The organism is Psychrobacter sp. I-STPA10 (genome assembly GCF_021012795.1).
In the GTDB taxonomy this organism is placed as follows: domain Bacteria; phylum Pseudomonadota; class Gammaproteobacteria; order Pseudomonadales; family Moraxellaceae; genus Psychrobacter.
This window is the reverse complement of the sequence record NZ_VFYU01000028.1, coordinates 1-17201: the sequence shown is the minus strand read 5'-3', so window position 1 is coordinate 17201 and position 17201 is coordinate 1. Positions and strand designations below refer to the sequence as shown.

Genomic DNA, 17201 nt, shown 5'->3' with positions numbered 1-17201 from the left:
AGAATTTGGATTCTTTCACCATATTATGTTTTTTTAGACTGTATCAAATATTAGATTAAGCATGAGAATTAAGGTTGTAACAATTTACCATCTTTAGTAATCACAGTTTTATGCGAATAGTCATCACGGGTAGGTTTACTGATGGTTTTGACTTTGCTGATATAGTCAATTAATGACTGAGTATAAAGTAGCTTGGTATCTTCTACTTTTGACTTATCGGCAAAGATTTTTCCTAAGGTGTCATAGCCATCACGACCTTCGGCGATAAAGTCGTTGGTAACCATCACATAAGTTTTATTCATATCAAGGGCAGACCAAGCCCCTGTTTTACGGTCACGTACTTCGACATTTTTAACGCGGCTACCTTTGGCATGAGTCAAATCCAAATCCCAACGTAGACCATCAGCATAAGGGTGTGAGCCTGAAGAACCATTGCCGCTAATATGATTGTCAATAGCGTCTTCTAAGGTATCAACAACTTGTTGCCCTGTAATATCAAGATTAACCAAGGTATTGCTAAACGGCAAGATGGTATAGGCATCTTTATAGGTGATAGGTCCTTTTAGTAATGTTTCACGGACACCACCAGCATTTTGTAGAGAAAAATCTGCCCGCAGTGCGCCATCTAAAAAGGCTTTGGCAACGACTTGGGCAATGTCACTACCACTGGCATGATTGGCAGTATCTTCACAGCCAGCAATATCGCCTGAACGGGTAGTACCAGGAACACGCACCAAACATAGCGTGTCTTGGTTTTGCCCGATGACTTTTGCCATATTTTCACTGAGTTTGTCTCTATAAGTTTTTAGTACCGCATCTGCTTGGTTATTGATGGTAAAGGGTAGGATTAAGTCTTTTTTGAGCAGGTCAGACTTGCTGGCTTCAAGTTTGCTTAGTAATAGTTGATTGTCACTGTCGCTTAATGGCTCAAATTTGGTGCTGGTTGGATTGTATTTATTAAATTTCGTGCCAACAGGTATGATTTGTGAGCCGCCGCAATCTTTGACGTTACCTTTATCATCAAAGTTAATATTCATCAAACCAACTGCTTTGGTATATTCCCAAGACTGTCCGATACATACAGGATGTCCATCTTTGTTATTAATTTTGGTGGGGTATGCACCTTGTGAGCCAAAGTTGTCAGCACTACCTTGACCGCCTTTACCATAACGGGTGAAATCACCTAGTAGTGTGTGTGAGTCGCCACCGATAATGACATCGACACCAGATAAGCTGGCGGCTAGTTTTTGATCGTTTTCATAGGTGTAATGGGTTAATAAAACAATGTGTTCAATACCTTGGTTTTTTAGTTCATTGATATAATTTTGTGCGGTGGTGGTCTCATCCAAAAATTCTGTCGTAGGTAGCGGACGAGATGAGTTTTTAGTTTTTTCTGCGATATCTAAGCCAATAATACCGATTTTAATGCCTTCTTTGGTGGTTTTGATTTCATAGGGCTTGATATAGTCATCAACTTTTGATGGGGCTAATGGTGTGCCTATTTTGGGTTTAACATTAGCGGCTAATACGGGCGTTTGACAGTTGCCCATTTTTAAGCGGTCTAAGAATACTTTTAGTCCCGCATCACTTTCATCAAACTCATGGTTGCCCAAGCTAAAGGCATCAAAGCAAATGGTATTCATCATATCGGCATCAGCTTTACCTTTATAAAAGCTAAAATAGCTGGTTCCAGTAATGGCATCCCCTGCGTTTAATTTTAAAAAGTTGCCGTTGCCATAAGTATTTTGCAAATCATCAAACACCGTTTTCACTCGGGCAAAGCCACCACGTTCGGCTTTATAAGTATTGTTATCAATGATAAAGGTTTGTGTGCCTTCTGGCTCAAGATGTGAGTGGTGGTCATTGATATGAGCGATGGTCAAAGACATTGACTTAAATGTAGGGTTAGTTGGATTTGCAGGATTAGTTGTTTGATCAGGCTTGTCATCATCTTTATCGTTGTTGTTACACGCGCTTAAGCCGGTGAGCATGGCTAAACTAAGTGCTGACAAAAGCATTATTTTGGTTGTTTTTTGTGTTGTGTTCTTAAGTTTCGTTTTATATAAATGACTCATGACTAGGTCCTTATCCAAGATATTGGGTGACTAATATTGTGTTGATATTACTTTTACTAGTAATTTAGGATTTACGCATTTTTCTAGATTATTAGCGTCTGGTAATCATTTACTCGCTGGCTGTACGTAGTTCCAGAGGCTTCGTAAATAATTCCCAGCCGCTTTATAAGACAAATATCGTACTTTTGCGTAAGTCCTATAATTAAGTAATTTCAGCTTGCTAGTGTGCAAATAATTGGTGACCAAGGCATGACAAAGTAATGACAATTTGGTTATAGGTAATTGAAAGTATTGAATTTATTAATTACAAGAGCGAGTGATGATATGGATTGGATGTGTGTGGGTAGTGGCATGGCTGCTGCATGCCAATTAGCCAAACATAGAAAGTCATGAGTGAGTAAATGTTATTTGTAATACTTGTTCACACCAAGTGGGCAGGGTATCCGACATTTTATACCACATCCATGTGCCACGGCGTTCACTATCAATGATGCCCAGTCGTTTAAGATGTGCTAAATGGCGAGAAACCGTCGGCTGCGGTTGCTCTAAGGTCTCAACTAATTCGCAAACGCATTTTTCTGGCTGCTCAAATAGCAATGCCAGTAAGGCTAGGCGAGTGGGATCGGATAATGCCTTAAAAAAATCTAGAGTGTTGATGGGATGAATTTTTGATGACATATATTTACCTAACTGAATATAGATGTTATGCTGTGCACTATATTCATATAAACGAATATAGATAACAAGATAGTATGCCAAAGTTATTAACAAATAGGCAATCAAAACAGTGTGTTGTTTATTTACTTAATCTTTCTACTTAGTTTTTCTATGGTAGTTATGATGGAGGTGATAGCAGTTGCTTATTCATTAGGTCTTGTTCATTATATTCTGCACTGAGCACTTTATGTTATTTGCGGTCATTGTTTTTGTGGTTACCTTGATTTTTGTTATTTGGCAGCCCAAAGGATTAGGGATTGGATGGAGTGCCTCTATCGGTGCTTTAGTGGCATTGGTCTTTGGAGTGATTGGTTGGTCAGATATTCCTGTGGTTTGGGGAATCGTTTGGAATGCTACTTTTGCCTTTATTGCGGTTATTATTATTAGCTTACTGCTCGATGCCGCAGGATTTTTTCAGTGGATAGCTTTGCATGTGGCACACTTGGGAGCAGGTCGTGGGCAGCGGTTATTTATATTTATTGTATTGTTGGGGGCATTAGTAGCCGCTTTTTTTGCCAATGATGGGGCGGCCCTGATTTTAACCCCGATTGTGATTGCCATTTTGACCACATTAAAAATGCGTCACAGTACCACGTTGGCATTTATTATGGCAGCAGGCTTTATTGCCGATACAGCAAGTCTGCCTTTGGTGGTATCTAATCTGGTTAATATTGTTTCTGCTGATTTTTTTGCCATTAGCTTTGATCGTTATGCGCAGGTGATGATTCCTGTGACTGTGGTTTCGGTGCTTAGCTCATTGGCAGTATTGTATTGCTTTTATCGCCGAGACATTCCTGCTAGTTATGATGCCACCTTGATTCCACTCCCCAATACGGCAATTCGTGATAAAGCTACCTTTATCACAGGCTGGCTGGTGTTATTGGCATTGCTGCTTGGTTTTTTTGTATTAGAGCCACGAGGTATTCCTATTAGCTATATTGCAGCGGCAGGGGCAGCCATATTATCAGTGGTGGCATTGCAACAACAAAAGATTGCGCTTGCGCCGATTATTAAAGGTGCGCCGTGGCAGATTGTGATATTTTCTTTGGGTATGTATTTGGTGGTGTATGGGCTAAAAAATCAGGGATTAACAGATTATTTGGCGCAAGGGTTGTCATTGTTGGCTGAGCAAGGAGTTTGGGTTGCTACCATAGGTACAGGCGTGCTCTCAGCGTTGCTGTCATCGCTGATGAATAATATGCCAACGGTATTGCTACAATCTTTAGCCATTGAAGAGGTGCATACAGGAATACATATTAAAGAAGCCATGGTCTATGCCAATGTGATTGGCTGTGATTTAGGGCCAAAAATCACCCCCATTGGTTCGCTGGCGACGCTATTATGGCTACATATTTTAGCCACAAAAAATATGGTCATCACTTGGCGTTATTATTTTAAAGTGGGTATCTTACTAACTTTACCTGTTTTGTTGTTCACATTAATGGCGTTGGTGATGTGGCTTGGTGTGCTAAATAGTGTTTAATGGGTTTCATCGCTTGATAAATAAAAGGAAGTAATATGAGTCTACAGAAAGAGGCACAATTAAGTCAGCAGAACAAAGCTCAGTTACAATCCAAAGAGCAACAACAAGACGAGCTCACCACTAAGCCATTAAAAATACTATTTGTTTGTACCCATAATCGTTGCCGTAGCATTTTATCTGAGGTAATTAGCAATCAAATGGCAGCAGGATTGATAGAAGCACAAAGCGCAGGCAGTGATCCTGCCGATCAAGTGCATCCGCTGACGTTAGAGTATTTAGCCAATAATGGTTATGATATTTCAGGATTACATAGTAAATCATGGCAGTCGTTAGCAGGTAGTTTTAGCCCTGATGTGGTGATTACAGTGTGTGATCAAGCAGCAGGTGAGCGTTGCCCATTATGGTTGGGTTCTGTACCTAAACTACATTGGGGATTGGCTGATCCTTCAAGGTTGGCAACAGCATCGTTAGCAGTAAATGCAGCACAAGCCAGACAAGACCGAACCAGTGAGCAGCAACAAAGATATGAGCAGGAGCAACAAATTGCGCATGCTTTTAGCCGCTGTATGGCTGCCATTGAGTCCAGAGTGGAGCAGTTAATACCCATTGCTTTATTGCCACAAAAGCAACGAATTACTGCGCTTAATACATTAATTAAGGATTGTAGTAAATAGTATAAATATATAAGAGCAGTAATCTCAAGATAGTCTAATTTAAGAGGATAACCATGACGCAACCAATAACGACAGCCGATGAATCTAACCCTTTATTTGATGATTTACCTAATCTAGTTGAGGCACATTTTCGAGTACCTAAAGCCAGTGATTTTGCACAGCAAGTGGATAACCATCAAGAAAAAAGCCAACCACAAGGGACGTATGTGCCCAAATTTTTATTGTTATATGGCTCACTGCGTACACGTTCTTATAGCCGTTTGGTGATAGAAGAATGTGCTCGGTTGCTACAAGCAATGGGGGCGGAGGCAAAGATCTATAATCCTCAAGGGTTGCCATTGGCGGATGCTGAAGATGACAGCCATCCCAAGGTGCAAGAATTGCGTGAGTTGACTCAGTGGTGTGATGGTATGGTGTGGTGTTCGCCTGAGCGTCATGGGGCAATGACGGGGATTATGAAAACCCAGATTGATTGGATTCCATTATCCATAGGTGCAGTGCGTCCAACACAAGGTAAAACGCTGGCTGTGATGCAGGTGTGTGGTGGCTCACAGTCATTTAATACGGTAAATCAACTACGTATTTTAGGGCGTTGGATGCGGATGCTCACCATTCCTAATCAGTCCTCGATTCCTAAGGCATTTTTGGAGTTTGATGAGGCAGGTCGGATTAAACCAACGGGATTTTATCTGCGAGTGGTTGATGTGATGGAAGAGTTGGTGAAGTTTACCTTGCTTACCTATGACCACAAAGATTATTTGGTGGATCGTTATTCAGAGCGGGTGGAGAGTGCTGAAGAGTTAATGGCACGAGTGAATACTAAATAATGGTTCTTTGTGATAAATGGCTCTTTATGATAAAAAATCCCCCTTAATTTATAAGAGGGATTTTTTGTTTGAATCTAAGGAGTCTAAAATTTGACGCATCTAATCTTTGCATCAAAGTTGTATTACATATCAAAAGTTATGATTAAGCATTACCTTTTTTATCTGTTACTGCTGCTTTAGAAGCGTCATCAGTATCAGCGACTTCAATTTTGCTGGCAGTGGTTTTTAAACCCAAATAGCCAACAGCAGCACCATAGTTATCCTTAAAGTTGCGTTTTAATAGTGGCATGACTTTTTCAGCAACCGCAGGAATTTTTTCAATGCCTTCACCGGGATGCTGGAAGTTACTCATGATATAAGTGTAGCCACCCACTTCATCAATGGCGTGCAGACCAGTGGATTCTGCACCAGCAGGTGTTGATAACAGACGCTCAAGGCTATGATTATCAACATTATATGCCCATAAGAAGTTATTAACGTGTGTGCCTGAGTCCTCACCAATAAATAGGGTGCGCAGTTTTTCTGAGAACTTGATGTTATCTGGGCAAGAGATTTTATCTGGATGTGACTTGTTACCAAGTGCATCGGCTGTGATGTCTTCACCTACAAGATTTTTGGGTACATACATACGTACAGGCACCCACTCTGAGCGAATGGCAGAGCCATCATTGATGCTTTTTTGCCCCCCACGTAAATCGTGGGCATATACAGCGCCTGATTTATTTTGTGCCACATGCACGCCATAATCACCAAATTTCTCTGGATCAACCATTGATTTTTCAATACGTGACATTGCTGAATAGGCAACTTTGTCTTTAACATTCACCGTTGTACCTTCCATTTTGGTAAATGCCGTCGAAGCACCTAATAGACTAGCGTAGCGATGCGTCTCTAAAAATGCCGCTGCTTTTTCCACATTTTTGTTATTACGGTTTAGTTTGACCCAGTTTGGTTTGCCGTTGTAATAAATTTTTGTATAGCTGTAATCATTGGGATCTTCATAGCGCACACTCATGATGTCTTCTGGCTTGTAAGTATTTGCCATGGCTTCAATTTCATTACTCGTAGCGTGTCCTAGATGTATCCATTGTGTGTTAAATTCACCTGTGCCCACGCCTTTTGGTGTGGTTTGAGTGACTTTTGCCACATACAGGTTACCTGTAGATAAGTCGCGTGGTTTATCAGCGACAAACATAAATAAAGCACCATTGGTGGTATCGTCACCCATCAGCGCAGTACGTTCATCAGGCATGACTTGTATCAATTCATGCGAGATACGTCCTAGGTTATAATGTTTTTTGACAAAACCTGTGCCGTCAGGATTAACAAAAATTTCTGGCATGTGCCCATAATGGTATGGGTTGGCAGTATTTCTATCGCCATATAGTGCTTGGCTAAAGTCTAAAAACTTACCATCATCTTCTTGTGCTAAATTATGTGCATCTGGTTCATACTCTTCAGATGATAGATGCGTACCCCAAGGAGATAGTGAGGCACCACAAGTAATCCACAGTCCATGCACAGGTGATGTATCAATATTATGATATTTCACCAATTTCAACTCACCAGTGTCAGGGTTTTGGTCTAAGGTCAATACCGCAATCGGTGAGGGTAGGCGACCCCATGTGTCTTTACCAGCTCGGTTCATACTGGCATATTCAAACTGCACCACAGCAAATACAGGTTTGTTTTTTACACCAGCAACTTTTGCCCCTTTCACAGTAAGTAATGATGTGCCGTCTGGGCAGTTAGAGAAGAAAGGTACGGGTGTGCCTGCCGAACCATCATATATAGGCTGGTTATTGATGTTATATAGTTGTCCTGCACGAGTTTTACCGCCCTTGCCATCGGGTACCATATCACCTGTGATAAAAAATGGGTGGTACTCAAGGTCAAATACTTGGGTGCTGCCATCGCTAAAGGTTGCTTGCATTTTTGAGTTGACATAAACGGTTGCCATCTGCTCAGGATTGCTTAATTTAGGTGCATCCATACCAATGAATTTTACGGATTTAATGGCTTTTGCCATAGGCGCAGCAGATTTGTTGCTAGTGGTAGTCGCTGGTTTTAATAAAGAGCTGGTAGAGCATGCAGCTAGAGGTAGGATTGGTACGCCTGCAAGTACTCGTAATACGTTACGACGACTGGTAGTGGACTTGCTTATTTTACTTATTGTCGTTTGATTAGATTGGTTGGCTGTCTGGGTCATTGTTATGTCCTAAGGATAGCTATTATTTGGGATATATCATAAAAATTAAGCCAGTGGTTGAATGTTCCACTGGCTTAGTTAGCTATAATAATTAGGATGTATGACAGTCTTGTGAACAGCAATAGTTGAGGTGAATTTTATCTTGGTTTATTGCCAATAGTCTTCTGGTGAGTCAGGCAGTTCTTTTAAAGTTTGGCGCAATCCTTCAGACCATTGCTGGCGTATATGATTAAAATACTCATCTTCCTCATCTATTCTGCGACCTGTAGGTAGTGTGAGGCTGTCATTATGATACACCACCAAATCAATGGGCATCCCCACTGATAAGTTAGAGCGAATGGTAGAATCAAATGATAATAACAAGGCTTGTAGGGCATGTCTTACTTCGGTTTGATATTGTACCGAACGATCCAAAATGGGTTTGCCATACTTACTTTCACCCAACTGAAAAAACGGCGTATCTTGAGTGGCTCGAATACAATTGCCTTCAGGATAAATCATATACAGCTCTGGCGGTTGTCCTTTGATTTGTCCACCGAGCATAAATGAGCTGGTGAATGTACCTGAATTACTATCTCCTGCGATGTTTTGTGCTTGGGTGGTGATCTCACGCATACATTCCCCGACCATTTGTGCGGCATCAAATAGGGTTAATACTGTGTGTAGGTTATGCTCATGACGTTGGTTAATGGCGTTTTGTAATTTAGTGAAAACTGCTTGTGAGGTGGCAAGATTTCCCGCAGTTTGTAGTACCATAAATCGCTCACCTTCAATACCATATTGATACAGCTTACGGAAGGTTGAGATATGGTCAACTCCTGCATTGGTACGGGTATCACTGGCAAAAATCATGCCGTCTTTGAGGCGAATGGCAGCACAGTAAGTCATAATCAACCTTAATAAAAATGAATAAAATAATCAATGGGGTTAATAAAAATATGATAGTGGTTTATAAATAATAACAAGTTAGGATAAACGATTCACCATCACTTGACTGTAAAGATTTTCATAACCACCACCGATACGTACCCCACGCACGGGCGCAGCATCAAGATAGTCTCGCCCAATGGCAACATAAACATGCGAGCTGGGTTGAAACAGTTGATTGGAGATATCAAAGGTATACCAATACCCCTCTAGCCATGCCTCAGCCCAGGCATGGCTTGCCATGTGATTGTCTGTATCATCATATAAATAGCCTGAGACATAACGGGCAGGAATATTTTGATCACGCAGACATGCCAAAAATACATGGGTATGGTCTTGGCATACCCCAGCACCAATTTCAAACGCCTCAGCGGCAGTTGTCCCCACATGAGTGACATTTTTGGTATAAGGCATTTTTTCTAATAGCTTAGCAGCCAGTTGTTTTAAGCCATCATGGCTGATATTTTTTAGATAAGGGGCGGCAAACTCACGGATGGCTTCTGAGCATTGAGTCAGTGGTGTGGCAACAGTAAATAGCAAATAGGGTACATCGGGCATGTCCTCTAAGCGTTCGGTCTCAGGATTGATCTCAACAATGCCAGAAGCTTGCATTTGCAAGTTGTTATGGGCTTCATTACGGCTCAACGTCAGCCACTCATTGCCAAAACCATCTTTTTGGCTTTGGGCAACTTTGGGCAGCATCACATGCCATTGGTGAATGGTTTGATGTGCCATCTGCATCGGGGTCATACGAATGTACTGCACACTACGCTGAGCGAGTTGATCATAGTAATAATTGGTTTGGTGGCTGATTTGTAGTTTCATCATCTAAAATATGTCCTTATTATTTGGTATCTGATACGTCTTGATAACTGAATCTAGCATCTACTCTAAACACCTTGCTGCAAAATGGTATTAAACTCAGTATTGAGCAACTCATAGTCACGTATGTCTTTGGAGTTGATGATTTGATTGGTGAGACGAATCAGCTCTCGCCAGCGTGTATTTTCTGGTAACTGATTGACCCAGTATTTTAAGTTTAGACTGGCTTCACTGCTGTCTTCTTGTAGTAATATACTGCGATCGAGCTGCTCAAAGTGTCGTCCTAACTGCCAAAATAAGGTCACCAAAGTGTGTTCTTGTTTCATCGCTGCATTACAGGCATGTAGCTGTAAGGTCGCTGCACGATAAGTCCCTGCACTGGCAAGACGTTTGATCAGATTGTACAACTCAGCAGTATCCTTACCAATGACCCCTTTGACCTCTTGCACATTGGCTTCAATGGCTTCAATGACATTGGGGATTTTATCCTCTTCTAATGTGTGTAGTAGGGCAGTGGTTAAATCAGCTTTTGTTAATAGCTGCTTAGCATTGTTATTGACATTGTTATTGACATTAAAGCCCAAACATCTATCTAAGTGACAAATTTGTTGCTCGCTTAAGGTATTTTTTATTAGCTGATTAATCAGACTGTCATAATGATATAAGCGTTCACTATATCTGCCAAGCCATACCAACTGATTGGCAGTGGATAACAATAGTATCATTGGCGCATCGGCAGCATCTTCATAGCCTACCTCTACTGGCTGTGCTGGTTGATTGTATAGGGCATGGCGTTGTTTAAGCGTATCATGATGAGCATCATAGCCATGATGACTGCGATTATTTTTATTGCTATTAGTATTGCTGTTTGCAGCATTGCTTTGGGTTTTGCTTTGATCATCGACTATCCATGTATCTTTGATGCCGCCACCTTGAGATGAGTTGACTACCAATGAGCCTTCAACCATAGCCACACGAGTCAAACCACCGGGGACAATATCAACACTACCATCACCATGACTTAAAATAAATGGACGCAAATCAATGTGGCGTGGGGCGATGCCATCACTGACAGCAGTGGGGTTGGTAGATAAGCTAATGGTGGGCTGGGCGATAAAGCCAGCAGGATTGTCAAGCAGGCGAGCACGATAGTCCGCAATTTCTTGTTTGCTGGAGGTGGGTCCAATGAGCATGCCATAGCCGCCTGAGCCTTGGGTTTCTTTGACCACCAACTTGTCTAAATTATCCAATACGTAACTTAAATCATCAGGCTTACGGCATTGATAAGTCTCGACATTAGGTAAAATGGGTTTTTCACCCAAATAAAACTCAATCATCTCGGGTACAAAAGGATACAAGCTTTTGTCATCAGCAACCCCTGTGCCAGGTGCATTGACAATCACCACATTGCCAGCACGATACGCACTCATTAGTCCTGATACACCAAGAATAGAGTCTGAGCGAAATGCTAAGGGGTCAATAAACGGATCGTCAATACGACGATAAATGATATCGACTTGCACCTTGCCACGAATGCCCTGCATATAAACTTTGCTGTCCTCTACTACCAAATCATAACCATGCACCAGTGGTACGTTCATTTCATGCGCCAAAAAAGCATGTTCATAATAAGCACTATTAAAGCGTCCAGGAGTTAAAACAACGACTTGGGGATCGTATTTACTGGTGGCACTGGTCAAACAGGATTTTAGCCGTTGTGGATAATCGGCAATACCCAAAATAGGCGTGTGCTCAAACACTTCATTGAGCAGCATTTTTGAGATGGTGCGACTCTCAAGCATATATGACACACCAGATGGGGTGCGTAGATTGTCCTCAAGTACCCGAAATTGCCCTGCTTCGTCTCGAATCAAATCGATACCACTGATGTGTGAATAAATGGGACGTTCAAGCTCAATACCTACCATCCAAGGCTCATAACAGCCACTGGCATAGACGTAAGTGGCAGGCACGATACCTGCTTTCATGATGGCTTGCTCATGATAAATGTCATGCAAAAAAGCATTGAGCGCACGTATGCGCTGTTTGCAGCCTGCTTCCACTTGCTGCCATTCACTCAGGGCAATGATTCGAGGAATAATATCAAACGGAATCATACGTTCGATATTTTTGGCATCACTATAAACGGTAAATGTCACCCCTTTACGATAAAAGATATCTGCCGCTTGCTCATTAAGATGGGTAAGATGATTGAGATTGATGTCGGTAAGCCACTCACCAAATGCTTGCGCCGCAGGACGATAGTGTCCATTTGCTTTTTGCATCTCATCGAAGCTTTGTTGTGATAACTTTAAGGATTTTTGTGATGAAGATTTTTGTGAAGTGGCATTCGTGGATGTAGACATAAGATAAGAGCCTTAAAATTAAGTTATAGTCGAATCAATATCAATATAGAAATGTATAAAAATATAGAAATGTATAAAACTGTTACGGTGTTAGCCTTACTCGCAGGACAGCTTGACTACTTGCATACCTTCGTTCAACTTTCTCGTATTAGTATGACAGGTGTTACAGGTATCACAGTGTTACCTTGAATCGACTATAGCTAAGTTTTTCAATTGAGTTTTTAAATAGAGGTATTGGTTAAAATTTAATATAAACTCTGTCACCAACAGCATTAAAAGTATATATGAACTGAAATATAGAGTTTATAATTTTTTTATAAATTAATAGTTACTATATATTGTAACCACTTTTAATACCAGCCATATTAATACTTTATGATAATAACTTATGCCATTGATTCATATCATACATTGATTTATAACTAATTTATAAATTTATGGCAGACGACATAAGAGATAAACGACGGCAATATAAGATAAGTAATATAAATAGGAGTATGGGTAAGAGCATAAGTCAGAATTTAGATGCATAAGTCAGAACTTAGATGCATTGGGGAGAACATGATAAAATTGAGCGTATCAGATAGAAAACCAGATAGGAAAAAGGATAAAAATCAATGTTAATCAAGCAACCGTTATCGCTTTTGGCTTGTGTGTTAATGTGTGGCAGCTTATTGGGTGGCTGTGATGCTAAGCCTGAGCAAGCAGCGTTAGCCAATGATGCTCAAGTCGTTGCGCTTGGTGATTCTTTGACCTATGGTTATGGGGCAACGCCAGAGACGGCTTATCCTGCGGTATTAGATGAGATGACGCAATGGCGTATTCATAACGCTGGGGTCAATGGAAACACTTCAGCCGATGTGCTGGCACGCCTTGATGACATCATCGCAACGAAGCCTGACTTGGTGTTATTAGGGGTTGGTGGTAATGATGTATTACAGCGAATTCAGCCAGCAACCACCAAAGCCAATATCATACAAATAATACAACGACTAAAGGCAGCTAATATCCCTGTGGTGTTGATTGCTGAACCACATTTTAGTAGCAGTGCATTATTTGGACGTGCCAGTGACAATCCAATTTATGAGGATATTGCTGATAGTGAAGATGTACCATTATTTGCTGATGGTTGGTCAAAGATACTCTCTGATGATAGTCTAAAATCTGACCAAATACACGCCAATGCTCAAGGTTATCAGCAATTTGCCGAAAATCTGCATGAGTTTTTGCAACAACAAGGCTATGCAAAAAAATAAAACTTACCAATAATGATATGATGACAGAAAACTTACAGGAGTATTTTTATGAGCACAACAACCAACGAGCCTAACAACGGCTATACACCAGCAAAGGTTTGGACAATGCCAAATGAGGATAACAATGGCGGTAAGTTTGCAGCTACCAATCGTCCCACCGCAGGTGCTCGTCATGAGCAAACCTTGCCAGTGGGCGATGCACCATTGCAGCTATATTCTCTTAATACACCCAACGGCATCAAGGTCAATATCATGCTAGAGGAGCTTGCTGAGTGTGGTATTGATGCAGCGAAATATGATGCATACAAAATTAATATTATGGAGGGTGATCAGTTTGGCTCAGATTTTGTGGACATCAATCCCAACTCCAAAATTCCTGCATTGGTTGACTATTCTGTTAGTCCCCCTGTGAAGCTGTTTGAGTCAGGAGCAATACTGATGTATTTGGCAGAAAAATTTGCTAAGTTTATACCAGTTGAGCAGGGGCAAAAGCGGGCGACTTGTTTATCTTGGGTGATGTGGCAGATGGGCAGTGCACCTTATTTGGGTGGCGGTTTTGGGCATTTTTATGCCTATGCTCCTTATCCAATGCAATATCCAATAGACCGCTTTACCATGGAAACCAAACGTCAGCTTGATGTATTGGATCAGCATTTGGCAAATCATGAGTATTTTTGTGCACCAGAAAATGAGCAAGGTGAGCAAAATTATAGCATTGCCGATATGATCATTTGGGCATGGTATGGTCAACTTGTATTGGGTAAGCTGTATGATGCTGCGGAGTTTTTGGATGTTGCCAGTTATAAGAATGTACAAAGATGGGCACAGCAAATTGCCAAACGTCCTGCGGTAAAACGGGCAGTGGCTGTTGAGTTAAAATCGATTAAAGATGAGAGGGAAAACAGTTAAATTAAGATATAAAAGATATCATCGTAGTGACTATTTTAAATAGCAATAGGTTCTTTGTTAGTGTTAAAGTCCACAGATGTTTTTTAACTGAATACTTCGATCATCAGTTGCCAAATATAGCGGATACTCTGTCATCTTGTTTGATGGGTAATGTTCAGATACTTTCTGATCTTGGATTTAAAACACCTTTTGTAGCTTAAAAGTAACCTCAGAGCTGTCATAGTCATACAACCAGTCGATGTTGCTGTCATTTTTGCGGTATTGATAGTTAATACTCGGTTCAAAGCCATGCCATGCTAACTTTGGTATACGCATATTGGCAGAGAGGACCGTTTGCTTATCTTCACGTTGTGCTTGTAGCAGAGCATTGTAGCCATCATAGTTACGCCAACGCTGGCGAGCAATCAGAGTAGTTTGTATGCCATTGTCCCATTGGTGGCTATTGGCAACTCCCCAGCCTTTTTGAGTATAGGCATTGGCAGTAAACTGATTATCACGATCGATATATTCACCCAAAAGTACCCACTGATTTTTTTTAGTTGGTACAACAAAGCTAGTAAATGCAGATCTTTGTTTGCCATCATTACTTTTATAGTCATTTTCATAGCGATAGTGGGTTTGCTCCAAATCAAGTGACCAAACTGGAGCATTTGCACTTGTTATAAATTTGCTTGCCCAAGTTTTTGGTAATGTCTGGCGGATACTAAGACGAACACCTTGTGCATCATATAGCTTTTGTTGCATTTCTCGATGATTCTCAATAACTGGGGTAAAGGTTAGCTCACTGTTATGGTCAGAAAAACGGTAGCCGATACTGGCATTAATAGTAGCAGAGTTATTATCCTTATTTTTGTTGTCTCGGTAGGCACGTCCATAACTTAATACATTTGCTGTCATACCATGGTGCCCTTGCAGTTGCCAGTTTTTATTCAGGCTAATTTCATAGCCAAAACTGCTGTCTTTAATGGGCTTTTCGGTTGCGCTGGCACTGGTCAGACACGTCCCATCTGGTGCATAAATAAAGCAGTGGCTGGCGTCAGATGTTGGGGCATCTTTAATATTATCGTCATAGCCAAGGGTGACAGCCACTGTACCATTGATACGTTGGCGATTATTTATGGCAGTCAAGTAAGCATTGATATTGTTAAGTACACTAGGTGGCATGTTTTGAGTCTGTTGTAGTTGTTCAAATTCAGCTTTGGCTTGGTTAAGCAGTTGGTCTTGGTAATACAGGCGAGCAAGTTCAAGCCTTGCACGCACAAAGTCAGGTTGGTTAACTAATAGCTGTTGATACTGGCTGATGGCGGTACTGATATTGCCATTGGCAGCGTTTAGGGCAGCATTGGCAAATAAAAGTATGTCTGGATTGGCGTTATCTAGCGTTTGATATTGCTCAATCATTTGTTTAAGGGTTGTCCAGTTTTGCTGGTTAATAGCAATAAATATGGCAGTCTCTGGGCTAATTTGTTGTGGTGCTGTTTGGGTATTTGTTGTTTTGACTGTTTCAGTTGAGTCTTTGGTTATGGGTTGTTGGGTTTCACTGTCAGCGATGATTTGCTGTTGTTGTTGCTCGATTAGCTGTTGGCTTTGATTGCGTAGTTGGCGTTGTTCGATAAGGTCTGTGCCACTGCTGTTTTGGCTAGGGGGTAGGGTTTCAGCATGAGTGGTGCTACTCAATGGTATTAGTAGTGGCAATAAGAGTGTTAGTGTGATGGCTAGGTGTGTGTGCTTGTGGCTAAGTGTGTGTGCTTGTTTCCTTTTGGTTGTCACTGTGATTATCCTATAAGTTATAAGTTGTGATAATAGATAGTGAAGTTTTTAGCCAAAGAAAGCATAAGCCAAACAGATGGTTTGGCTTATGGGTTAGAGCAGTTATTGTATCTTTTAGTTAATGTTATTGTCTTGCTGCAACATCAGAACTAACTTTGGCGCTACTACTTGAATCTATCTTTTTACCACCAAAGGCTGTATCTAATTCTCTATGGTTTTTAAAGGTAGCAATACCTGCTAGACTTTCACCATTATTTCCAAAAAAAGCTCCTTTTGATTTACCGTAATTGAAAGTAGATGCAGCACTTCTAATTGTATTTGGTGGTAATGTTAAATCAACTTGCTCAAATGAGGCTAAGCCAGAGAAGGTTGCTTGAGAGGTATTGATTTTATTATTACTAAGTTTTAATACATTACTTTGAGTACTATTTTCTCTTATTAATCTGCCATTTAAAAGATTAGTTGAAAAATCTGCTGTTAAAGTTCCTGTTAATAAATTATTACCATTAAAGTTATTAATACCTTTAACACTATATTCTACTTTACCGCTAGTTGGTAAGCTGTCTGCTTTATTTTTACCACCATAATACACAGTATGAGTAGCAGCAGGATTACTACGGTCAGCTGTCCATTCACCAAAATACACATCTTGATTAGGCACTTGGGCAAAGTCAAAATTACCTAAAGAGCTATGACTGGGAGGCATATCAGATGCATTTAAGGTTGAGATTTTATAGTTATCAATACTACCGTCATTACCTGCAAACTGCTGGTAGGTTTTAAAACTAAGTAATGCTTGTGCAAATACCCCATCTGCCCCCGTGACTTGAATTCCTGGCTCGTTGCCATTTGTACTATGTGGCCCTGAGACAGGATTGGTGTTTTTAATTAAGATATTATTACCATCACTAGATGCTCCAGCAAAACCAGCAGCTTGTGCACCAGCAACTGTGACTAAACTACCAACAACGGCTAGGCTAAGAGTTTTAAACATTGTATTCATATTTCTTCCTTTTTTATCAGGTTAAATTAAAAAAAGTAAAACTTGATACAACAAGACAGATACGTCACTCTCAACTTATAAGCCCCCTCCTAACCTCCCCCTTAAAAAGGGGGAGGAACTGGTTTTTAAGTCCTCTCCTTACTTCAAGGGGAGGGTATGGGAG

At 40.8% G+C, this 17201-nt stretch carries 13 protein-coding genes; 5 read left to right on the top strand and 8 right to left on the bottom strand.

Going from position 1 to position 17201, the window contains the following annotated elements:
* Nucleotides 1-68 precede the first annotated feature (68 nt).
* Together FHK89_RS13585 and FHK89_RS13580 are read right to left on the bottom strand one after the other, a co-directional pair.
* The gene (locus FHK89_RS13585; RefSeq protein ID WP_230661372.1) at nt 69-2075 is read right to left on the bottom strand and encodes a bifunctional metallophosphatase/5'-nucleotidase; all 2007 of its coding nucleotides are present in this window, start codon (nt 2073-2075) and stop codon (nt 69-71) included.
* 387 nt (nt 2076-2462) lie between these two features.
* On the bottom strand, nt 2463-2753 hold the full coding sequence (locus tag FHK89_RS13580; protein WP_230661370.1) for an ArsR/SmtB family transcription factor: 291 nt from the start codon (nt 2751-2753) through the stop codon (nt 2463-2465).
* 226 nt (nt 2754-2979) lie between these two features.
* On the opposite strand from FHK89_RS13580, the gene FHK89_RS13575 reads away from it, so the two are divergent.
* The 3 genes from FHK89_RS13575 to arsH are packed head-to-tail and all read left to right on the top strand — an operon-like array spanning nt 2980 to nt 5776.
* On the top strand, nt 2980-4275 hold the full coding sequence (locus FHK89_RS13575) for an arsenic transporter (RefSeq protein WP_230661368.1): 1296 nt from the start codon (nt 2980-2982) through the stop codon (nt 4273-4275).
* Between the two features lie 35 nt (nt 4276-4310).
* Nucleotides 4311-4949: an arsenate reductase ArsC gene (locus tag FHK89_RS13570; protein WP_230661366.1), complete on the top strand. Its 639-nt coding sequence runs from the start codon at nt 4311-4313 to the stop codon at nt 4947-4949.
* A gap of 53 nt (nt 4950-5002) precedes the next feature.
* Complete coding sequence (gene arsH, locus FHK89_RS13565; protein ID WP_230661364.1) at nt 5003-5776, top strand: arsenical resistance protein ArsH; 774 nt, start codon at nt 5003-5005, stop codon at nt 5774-5776.
* A gap of 142 nt (nt 5777-5918) precedes the next feature.
* On the opposite strand, the gene FHK89_RS13560 is transcribed toward arsH, so the two are convergent.
* The 4 genes from FHK89_RS13560 to FHK89_RS15035 form a co-directional block, all read right to left on the bottom strand.
* On the bottom strand, nt 5919-7985 hold the full coding sequence (locus tag FHK89_RS13560) for a PhoX family protein (RefSeq protein ID WP_230661361.1): 2067 nt from the start codon (nt 7983-7985) through the stop codon (nt 5919-5921).
* Between the two features lie 147 nt (nt 7986-8132).
* Nucleotides 8133-8873 (bottom strand): peptidase, encoded by a 741-nt coding sequence (locus tag FHK89_RS13555; RefSeq protein WP_230661359.1) that lies wholly within the window; start codon nt 8871-8873, stop codon nt 8133-8135.
* 78 nt (nt 8874-8951) lie between these two features.
* Nucleotides 8952-9740, bottom strand: coding sequence for a transglutaminase family protein (locus tag FHK89_RS13550; protein ID WP_230661357.1), 789 nt, complete (start codon nt 9738-9740; stop codon nt 8952-8954).
* Between the two features lie 62 nt (nt 9741-9802).
* Nucleotides 9803-12100, bottom strand: a complete 2298-nt coding sequence (locus FHK89_RS15035; protein ID WP_230661356.1) for a circularly permuted type 2 ATP-grasp protein — start codon at nt 12098-12100, stop codon at nt 9803-9805.
* Between the two features lie 617 nt (nt 12101-12717).
* Between FHK89_RS15035 and FHK89_RS13540 the strand changes: the two genes are divergently transcribed.
* Both FHK89_RS13540 and yghU read left to right on the top strand, forming a co-directional pair.
* Nucleotides 12718-13356, top strand: coding sequence for a GDSL-type esterase/lipase family protein (locus FHK89_RS13540; protein ID WP_230661355.1), 639 nt, complete (start codon nt 12718-12720; stop codon nt 13354-13356).
* A 48-nt stretch (nt 13357-13404) separates the two neighbouring features.
* Complete coding sequence (yghU, locus tag FHK89_RS13535) at nt 13405-14265, top strand: glutathione-dependent disulfide-bond oxidoreductase (RefSeq protein ID WP_230661353.1); 861 nt, start codon at nt 13405-13407, stop codon at nt 14263-14265.
* A 177-nt stretch (nt 14266-14442) separates the two neighbouring features.
* On the opposite strand, the gene FHK89_RS14975 is transcribed toward yghU, so the two are convergent.
* Complete coding sequence (locus FHK89_RS14975) at nt 14443-16035, bottom strand: porin family protein (RefSeq protein WP_230661351.1); 1593 nt, start codon at nt 16033-16035, stop codon at nt 14443-14445.
* 124 nt (nt 16036-16159) lie between these two features.
* Nucleotides 16160-17038 carry a Slam-dependent surface lipoprotein gene (locus FHK89_RS13525; RefSeq protein ID WP_230661349.1) on the bottom strand — a complete coding sequence of 293 codons (879 nt, stop codon included), beginning with the start codon at nt 17036-17038 and terminating at the stop codon, nt 16160-16162.
* Nucleotides 17039-17201: the final 163 nt, after the last annotated feature.